This is a genomic window from Zarconia navalis LEGE 11467 (assembly GCF_015207075.1).
Lineage (GTDB): Bacteria > Cyanobacteriota > Cyanobacteriia > Cyanobacteriales > Geitlerinemataceae > Zarconia > Zarconia navalis.
On sequence record NZ_JADEXN010000227.1, the window covers coordinates 1 to 7,890 of the forward strand.

Sequence of the window (7,890 nt, forward strand, 5' to 3'; positions counted from 1 at the left end):
GTATATGAGTAATCCCCTAACGATTGCGCTCGATAAAGGATTTTTGAACATTGCTCATCTTCTCATTGATTATGGTGCGGATGTCAATATCGACCCGGATCTGGACATGACTCCTTTAATGCTTGCTGTGCATCTCAATAATCTTCAGTTAGTCAAAAAACTTATCGATCGCGGAGCTGATGTGAATGCAGCCGGTAAAGAATCTAATTCACCTTTATCTATTGCAGCATCTGAGGGATACAAGAAGATTTACGACTATCTTTTACCGTTAGTCAATCCAAATTATATCAATGAATTCCTTGAGGAAGGAGTCTGGTGTGCGATTACAGGGAATCAGTCATTAATTGGTATCGAGTTTTTAGCTTCTGTCAATGCAAATTTGAATTGTGGATATTTTAATGGAGACACACCATTAATTAAGACAATAATAGGAAAACGTTTCTCCTTAGCAAAAAAACTAATAGAGGTGGGTGCAGATGTCAATTTTAAAACTCGTGAGGGTCTTACGGCTCTTAGCCTTGCAAAAGCTGAAAACCACGATGAAATTGTCCAAGCACTTCTAAATGTGGGAGCCATATATGAATAAATAAAGCAATAATTTACTTAAAGCTTAAACTTTATTAAATATTTTTTCAAATCTCTAAAATTCATCAGTTTTTTTATTTGATTGAAAATTCGATCGCAATATCCTCTCAGAAAAAAATTGTTTTTTTAACGTACCATTTTTGATTTTGCATTTAAGCGAGCAACTCAGTGCGGTATGCTAGGAATTCTGGGAAATTATTTGTTTTTAGGTAGCGCAGAGTTCATGGTTTGGCCGTTTTCTAAGTTTCGCAAAAAAATCGCGCGGATCGAAATTACTGGGGCGATCGCTTCGGCAACGCGCAATCGAGTCCTCAAAGCTCTCAAAACCGTTGAGGAACGCAAATTTCCAGCGCTGCTGCTGCGCATCGACTCCCCCGGCGGAACGGTAGGCGATTCCCAAGAAATCTACAGCGCCCTGAAACAGCTACAAAAGAAGACGAAAATTGTCGCTAGCTTTGGCAATATTTCCGCATCCGGTGGAGTATATATCGGCGTAGGTGCGCCCCACATCGTTGCCAATCCCGGTACGATTACCGGCAGTATCGGGGTGATTTTGCGGGGAAATAATATCGAACGGTTGCTCGATCGAGTGGGGATATCTTTTCAGGTCATCAAATCGGGTCCGTACAAAGATATTTTGTCATTCGATCGGGAACTCACCGAGGCAGAACAAGAAATTTTACAAACCTTAATCGACACCAGCTACGGGCAGTTTGTCGCCACCGTTGCCGAAGGACGAAACCTAGACGAGGAAACCGTTCGCAGCTTTGCCGACGGTCGTATTTTTACCGGGGAACAAGCTTTAGAATTGGGAGTGGTCGATCGCCTGGGAACGGAGGAAGATGCTCGTCGGTGGGCGGCAGAACTGGCTCAACTCGACCCGGAAAAGACCGAATGCTTTACCCTAGAAGAGCCAAAATCCCCGATTTCTCGCCTTCTCGGGCGCAATCGAGCGGCATCTCGGGTCTCGGCAACGGCGCAATGGTTGGAATTTGAAGTGGCATCCAATGGTTTACCGTTGTGGATGTATCGTCCTTGATGGGGTGGTTTGCCCCCCAGGAGCGATATACCTAGGGAGGCGATCGTTGACAAACCACATCAGACAGGAGACAAAGGACGAAGTAACGAAAAAGGAGGATGGTTGCGTGGAGTGGCGAGTTCGGGCGATTCGAGGGGCAACAACAGCCCCGGCAAACTCAAAGGAAGCCATCGAAGAGGTGGTTACGGAACTTCTCGATGAATTGGAAAAATATAACCCCATCGATCCAGAACAAATCATTAGTCTGACATTTTCAGTTACTCGGGATTTAGACGCGATATTTCCCGCCGCGATCGCCCGCAAACGTCCGGGTTGGGACACCGTACCGCTTCTGGACGTGCAGCATATGTACGTTCCCAACGATCTCCAACGCTGCATCCGCCTCCTTCTCCACGCCAACTTTCCAACCTCGCACCGGCAAGTTTGCCATCCCTATCTCCGCAATGCCGAGCGCCTCAGACCGGATTGGAGTGGGAAATTAAAGATTAGAAATTAAAGATTAGAAATTAAAAATCGGGTCGGTATTTGGGTATCAAATACAATCGAAAACTCTGTAAGAATGAGTTTCGCGATCGGTCTTGCCGTGGCTAAAATCGATCGTTGATATAGCAGCCACCACTCTAGCGATCGCAGCATTAACTCTGCACGTGCATTTTCTCTCCACCTCTCCCCTATTGCATCACCATATCCATTAAAATTTTCTGGGAAGATTGCGTCGAACTCTCGTTCGGGGGACGGCGTTGGATGTAAGTTCCATCAGACTGCAATTCCCAGGCTTGGCGATTGTCCGAGAGCATTACTCCCAACATTTCTTGTAAATCCTGAGTGAGTTCGGGACTTTCTATGGGGGTAATCGCTTCGACACGGCGATTTAGGTTGCGCGGCATCCAATCGGCACTACCAATATAAACTCGTTCGTCTCCTCCATTTTGGAAGTAAAAAATTCGGGAATGCTCTAAAAATCGACCGACAATACTAATAACGCGAATATTTTCGCTGACTCCTGCTACCCCCGGTCGCAAGCAACAAATTCCACGTACGATTAGGTCAATTTGAACCCCAGCTTGGGACGCTTCGTAAAGGGTCGCAATCATTTCTCGATCGACCAAAGAATTCATTTTCGCAACAATTCGACCCTCTTTTCCCTCTTCCACTCGCTCGATTTCTTGACGAATCAAAGATAGCATTCGATCGCGCATATTCACCGGCGCGACTAACAGCTTGCGATAGGATTTTTGTCGAGAATAACCCGTTAAATAATTAAACAAGTCCGTCAAGTCTGCACCGAGATCGTCGTCACAACTGAACAAACCCAAATCCGTATACAGTTTTGCCGTTTTCGGATTGTAATTTCCCGTACCGATGTGGACGTAGCGGCGGATGCGATCGTCCTCTCGACGAACCACCATCGCCACTTTCGTGTGAGTTTTGAGTCCCACCAAACCGTAAACGACATGAACGCCAGACTGCTCCAACTTGCGCGCCCAGATGATGTTATTCTCCTCATCGAACCGAGCTTTGAGTTCCACCAAAACCGCCACTTGCTTGCCATTTTCCGCAGCTTTCACCAACGCGGCGATCGCGGGGGAATCTCCCGAAGTCCGGTACAGCGTCATTTTAATCGCCAGGACATCTCGATCGTGAGCGGCTTGGGTGATGAAATGCTGTACCGTTGCGGTAAAAGAGTGATAGGGATGGTGGACGAGTAAATCTCCCCGATCGCGAATTTCGGCAAATAAATCTCCTTTGACTTCTTTTCCCGACGGGGTAGACTCGACGCTAAACCGACGCAGGCGAGGGGGCATTACCCAAGACCACGGAGGATCTTTGAGTTCCGGTAGCGGCAGTGCCATAAACGACATCAAATCCCCCAACCCGAGCAATCCTTCCACTTCGTAGACATCGCTGGGTTTGAGATCCATCTCCCGGATCAGCATTTCTCGAATCCCGTCGGGGAGGGTAGACTGGACTTCCACGCGCACCACAGAGCCTCCCGATCGCCGCTTTCGCAACTCCTCCTCGATCGCCAAGAGCAAGTCGTCCGCTTCATCTTCTTCTACTTCCAAAGTGGCATGGCGGGTGATGCGGAAAGGATGATATTCCAAAATATTCATCCCCGGAAACAGACCGTCCAAGTTGTGTGCCACCACCTGTTCGAGGGGAACTCCCATCCAAATGGTGGTTTGCTCGTTTTGCGGCTTCCACAGCGCCTTCGGCAGGGGAACGAACCGGGGTAAAACCTTGGGAACTTTCAGCCGTGCGAAATCTTCTTTGTGGGTTTCGGGGTCTTGCACCACCACGGCAAGGTTGAGGCTGAGATTCGAGATGAAGGGAAAGGGATGACTCGGATCGACAGCCAGGGGGGTGAGGACGGGGAAAATTTGCTCCTCGAAGAAGGTGTGCAGGTAGGCCCGTTGTTCGGCATCGAGATCGATATAATCGAGCAGGTAAATTCCCCCATCGGCCAGCAAAGGACGCAATTCGGTCTCGAAGTTGTGGTGTTGCTCGGTAATAATCGGGATGAGGCGATCGCGAATATCGTCGAGTTGTTGTTGGGGAGTGCGACCATCGGGGGTGAGTTTGCTGACGTTCGCATCAACCTGGCTTTGGAGTCCGGCAACCCGCACCATGAAGAACTCATCGAGGTTACTACTGAAGATACCGTGAAATTTCAACCGTTCCAGCAGCAGGGTTCGCGGGTCGAGTGCTTCGTTGAGGACTCGCTTGTTAAATTCGAGCCAGCTTAGCTCTCGGTTGAAGTAATACTGGGGATCGCACAGATCGATGGGAGTCGATTCCGATTTGGCTTTTTTGGCCGTGGGTGCCCCTTTTTCCGTCTCGGATTTTGCTGTATTGGGTTTAGCTGTTTTGGATTTCGTCGATCGCGATTTTGTCGAGTCTATCTTTTCCGAATCCGTTTGAGTCGTATCTGGGGTGGACTTTTTGGGTTTAGCCATGATTTCTTAAAAAACGTCATTTTCTATCCCCACCCACCACTGACCGAGATTCATTAAGTCTTCGTGGATATCGGCGAGTTGCTCGATATATTCCTTGTGAGACAGAGTCTCTCGGCGCTCCTGAAGCTTTTTTAAACGGAGCTGAATCAGCAGCCAAGGTTTTGAGATGCCGTTGGTTTCTTCTATGTATTTTGCCAGGTTTTCGCTATTAAACATCGGTAATTTGGATATCTATATACAGAACTGACGAATGGGACGTTTCTCGAAAAGAGGGTACGGGGATGAATTCGGAAGCGCGGAATTCGGAAAGGGGGAATGGAAAAATCCGGTTTCATCGATTGTGTAAATAAACTGATAACGAACCGCTATAGTGCCCCTGATGGTTCGTAACCCGCAACGATCGCACAACACACGATCGATTGAACGATCGACCCCTAAATTTAGAAGAGCGCACTATCTGACATTTCGAGAGCGAGCAATACGCCAACTTAACACGATCGCCGGTAACATTCCCACCAACACCAGAGCTAAAGCCGGACCAGAGGCTTCGGCGAGCCGTTCGTCTGAGGCTAAGTTATATACTCTCACGGCAAGGGTATCGAAGTTGAAGGGACGAATCACCAACGTTGCAGGCAATTCTTTGACCACATCGACAAAAACCATCATCGACGCAGTCAACAAACCCGTCAACATCATCGGAACGTGGACTTTTACCAGGGTGTGAGTCGGGGTATAGCCCAAACTCCGGGAGGCTTCGTCCAAGCTCGGTTCGATTTTCCCCAGGCTCGATTCCACCGTGCCGAAGGAAACGGCCAAAAAGCGAACGAGATAGGCAAAAATAAGAGCGGCGATCGTGCCACTGAGGAGCAACCCCGTCGAAATACCAAAGGTCGATCGCATCGCACTATCGACGGTATTATCGAAGCGACCTAACGGCACTAAAATCCCCACGGCGATCGCCGAACCGGGAATGGCATACCCCATGGCGGCGATGCGAACGGCAAAGCGCATCCATGGATTTGGACGCAAACGGATGCCATAAGCCATCACCAAGGCGACAACAACAGCCACCAGAGCTGTTGCCACCGCAACGACAGCAGTATGACCGGCGAGTTCCCAGAAGCGATCGTCGAAGGTTTGCCGGGCGTGGGCGATCGCCATTTCCAGCAGGACGGCTGCCGGGATGAGAAAGCCCAAACCCAAGGGTGCAAAACAAGCCAGCCAAGCGCCGAATCCTCGAATTCCCCGCAACGAGTAGCTGGGCAAACTCTTGTAGGAGGTGGAGGTTTGGTAGAAACTGGCGCGGCGGCGAGACCAGCGTTCTAGCCAAATCAGCGCCAGGACGAATAAAAGCAAAAAGGCAGCAAGTTGAGTGGCGGCCACCCGTTCTCCCATGGCAAACCAAGTGCGATAGATACCCGTGGTGAAGGTATCGACTCCAAAGTACTGGACCGTGCCAAAGTCGTTGAGGGTTTCCATCAGCGCCAGGGCTAACCCGGCCACGATCGCCGGACGGGCTAGGGGAAGAGCGGTGACCCAAAAACTACGCCAGGGGTTACAGCCAAGGATGCGACTGGCTTCGAGAGTCGAGGCGGATTGCTCGAGAAAAGCGACGCGCGCCAGCAGGTAGACGTAGGGATACAACGTCAGTGCCATCAGGACGATCGCCCCACCGAGCGATCGAATGTTGGGAAACCAGTAGTCTCCGTATTCCCAACCGAATATCTGGCGCAATAGCGTTTGCACCGGGCCGGAAAATTCTAAAAAGTCGGTGTAGGTATAGGCCAAAATATAGGCTGGAGCGGCCATGGGCATCAACAGCGCCCATTCAAAAATGCCTCGGTTGGGAAACCGACACATGGTGACCAACCACGCGGTTCCCACGCCGATAACCAGCACGCCAAAACCCACCCCCAGCGCCAGCCAGAAGGAATTGGCGATGTAGCGCGTTAGCACCGTTGAAGCCAAATGGGACCAAATCTCACTCGCATCAACAAAAACATTACTCAGAACGAAGAGGACGGGAGATGCCACCAGAAGGGCGATCGTCGCGATGGCGATCGTCCAAGGTTCGAGAAACGATCGTCGATTGAAGATTCCGGCCGAGAACTTAGACCGCTCGAGCGAGGGCTGTGAGTCAGATTTTTCCATAAGCACTGTCAATTATTAGGTGATGGGCTGCCGTGGAGAAAAATGCTCGATCCCATACTTTGAGAAGCATTTTTTAGATCGGCCCTTCTACTATAGATGAAAGTTGTTGTCAATAGTTGGCAATCGTCGGTTCCCCTGCACCGGTTTGAACGTTCCGGTGTCTCAATCCTAACCCCCTCACGAATGGGTCTTTGGTGGGGGATAAATTTTCGATCGTTCCCTAGCCCGATCTCCGAACGCGGTGCACGGCCACCTGATAGGCTCGTACTAGCGCATCGATGCCTGTAATTGCCGTCCCCACGACAACCGCATCCGCCCCCAACGTTAACGCCTGTTCCGCCATCTGTGGGGAGGCGATTCCCCCTTCGCAAATCACCGGAACGTGAAGATGTTCGATCGTTTGTTCTAAGAGATCGAATCCCGGCGGGGTGAGGTGTTGAGTTGCCCCAGTGTAGCCGTACAGCGTCGTGCCGATAATATCTGCCCCGGCAGCTTCCGCCGCTTCTGCCGCTTCGAGGGTATCGATATCTGCCATCACCAGCTTGCCCAGTTTCTCGCGAACTTGGGTGACGATATCGGCAAAGGTTTCCCCTCCCGGACGTTCCCGCAGCGTCCCATCGATGGCGATGATATCTGCCCCCGCAGCGGCGATCGCTTCGGCGTGATGAAACTGGGGGGTGATGTAGACTTCGCTACCGGGAAGGGTTTGTTTCCACAATCCGATAATGGGTGTATCGGGCAGGCGTTGGCGAGCGGCTTCGACATGAGCGGGGGTATCGAGGCGCACTCCCACAGCCCCCCGATCGACCGCTGCACGAGCCATGGCGGCAATGACAGCCCGATCGTGGAGGGGGGAGTGTACCGGGGCTTGTCAGGAGACGATGAGTCCTCCACGGCAGCGTTGCAGAATTGGATGAAGATCGGGTTTTGACATCGTATCGGGCAGATAGGGTCTATTTTCTTATACCGCGATCGGGGTTCGGATCTCGCAACTGAGATCTCGATCGCTTTTTCTCAATTTTGGGCGATCGAGGATTGTTTCTTTCAATATTATTAACGTCAGTTTCGCTTCAGCCGTCTCGCCGGAATGCTGACTCGCGGGTGACCTTCGGGGGTCGGCTTCCCGACATAAGGCGAGGCGACAACACTGGGTAAATC

The 7,890-nt window shown here is 50.7% G+C and carries 7 protein-coding genes and 1 pseudogene; 3 read left to right on the plus strand and 5 right to left on the minus strand.

Features of this window, described 5'->3' with window-relative positions:
* The 3 genes from IQ235_RS12855 to aroH form a co-directional block, all read left to right on the plus strand.
* The coding region (locus IQ235_RS12855; RefSeq protein WP_264321855.1) for an ankyrin repeat domain-containing protein at positions 1-586 on the plus strand (586 nt) is incomplete at its 5' end.
* Between the two features lie 222 nt (positions 587-808).
* Positions 809-1,624 (plus strand): signal peptide peptidase SppA, encoded by an 816-nt coding sequence (sppA, locus tag IQ235_RS12860; protein WP_264321856.1) that lies wholly within the window; start codon positions 809-811, stop codon positions 1,622-1,624.
* A 106-nt stretch (positions 1,625-1,730) separates the two neighbouring features.
* Positions 1,731-2,120, plus strand: a complete 390-nt coding sequence (aroH, locus tag IQ235_RS12865) for a chorismate mutase (RefSeq protein ID WP_264321857.1) — start codon at positions 1,731-1,733, stop codon at positions 2,118-2,120.
* 175 nt (positions 2,121-2,295) lie between these two features.
* Here the strand turns inward: aroH and ppk1 are convergent, their stop codons facing one another.
* From ppk1 to IQ235_RS12890, 5 genes and pseudogenes are all read right to left on the minus strand, one after another.
* Positions 2,296-4,581, minus strand: coding sequence for a polyphosphate kinase 1 (gene ppk1 / locus IQ235_RS12870; protein ID WP_264321858.1), 2,286 nt, complete (start codon positions 4,579-4,581; stop codon positions 2,296-2,298).
* 6 nt (positions 4,582-4,587) lie between these two features.
* Positions 4,588-4,797 (minus strand): hypothetical protein, encoded by a 210-nt coding sequence (locus IQ235_RS12875; RefSeq protein WP_264321859.1) that lies wholly within the window; start codon positions 4,795-4,797, stop codon positions 4,588-4,590.
* Between the two features lie 237 nt (positions 4,798-5,034).
* Positions 5,035-6,732 (minus strand): ABC transporter permease, encoded by a 1,698-nt coding sequence (locus IQ235_RS12880; protein WP_264321860.1) that lies wholly within the window; start codon positions 6,730-6,732, stop codon positions 5,035-5,037.
* 220 nt (positions 6,733-6,952) lie between these two features.
* Positions 6,953-7,666, minus strand: a pseudogene (locus tag IQ235_RS12885) (N-acetylmannosamine-6-phosphate 2-epimerase).
* A gap of 27 nt (positions 7,667-7,693) precedes the next feature.
* Positions 7,694-7,890, minus strand: a 197-nt coding sequence (locus tag IQ235_RS12890) for a hypothetical protein (protein ID WP_264321861.1), incomplete at its 5' end; no start/stop codon positions are given.

Coding starts and splice junctions, on each gene's coding strand:
- sppA (WP_264321856.1), top strand. CDS start 809: ATGGTTTGGCCGTTTTCTAAGTTTCGCAAAAAAATCGCGCGGATCGAA.
- ppk1 (WP_264321858.1), bottom strand. CDS start 4,581: ATGGCTAAACCCAAAAAGTCCACCCCAGATACGACTCAAACGGATTCG.
- IQ235_RS12875 (WP_264321859.1), bottom strand. CDS start 4,797: ATGTTTAATAGCGAAAACCTGGCAAAATACATAGAAGAAACCAACGGC.
- IQ235_RS12880 (WP_264321860.1), bottom strand. CDS start 6,732: ATGGAAAAATCTGACTCACAGCCCTCGCTCGAGCGGTCTAAGTTCTCG.